Here is a 487-nt window from a genome sequence, read left to right as displayed (position 1 = left end):
GGCTGGAGGATCAGCTGACGCAGCGGGCGCCCTCATGGCAGCGGCCGCGCTGTGTCGGCTCCCTTACTACCCCGAGGAATTACAACCGTTGGCTGCTCAGCTTGGCTCCGACGTGCCCTTCTGTCTCACCGGTGGAGTGGCGTTAGGGCGAGGTCGAGGAGACCGTCTTGCGCCAGTGATCTGCCGAGGACGTCATCGCTGGGTGTTCGCGACATCGAATCAGGGACTGTCCACCCCGGCTGTCTACCGACGTTTCGACGAGTTGGGCGGCACCCCTGGGGGAGAAACGGTGCCCAATGACCTCATCTCGGCCTTGACCCGCGGCGATCTTGATGCTGTCGCTGCCAGTTTGAGCAATGACTTACAGGCCGCTGCCATCGACCTTCGGCCCGAACTCGAAGAGGTGTTGACGGTTGGGCGAGAGGTGGGTGCGTTGACCGCTTTGGTTTCTGGATCGGGGCCGACCTGCGCCTTCCTCGTCCGGGAC

Annotated in this window: 1 protein-coding gene; it reads left to right on the top strand. The window is 63.7% G+C overall.

Annotated elements, in window-relative coordinates; genetic code table 11:
• The coding region (locus ACOQFL_RS22820; protein WP_435546258.1) for a GHMP family kinase ATP-binding protein at positions 1-487 on the top strand (487 nt) is incomplete at both ends.

It is taken from the genome of Actinopolyspora sabaoui (assembly GCF_051225635.1).
Classification (GTDB): domain Bacteria; phylum Actinomycetota; class Actinomycetes; order Mycobacteriales; family Pseudonocardiaceae; genus Actinopolyspora.
Note: the sequence above shows the minus strand (reverse complement) of the source record. Positions and strands in the feature narration are given on the sequence as shown.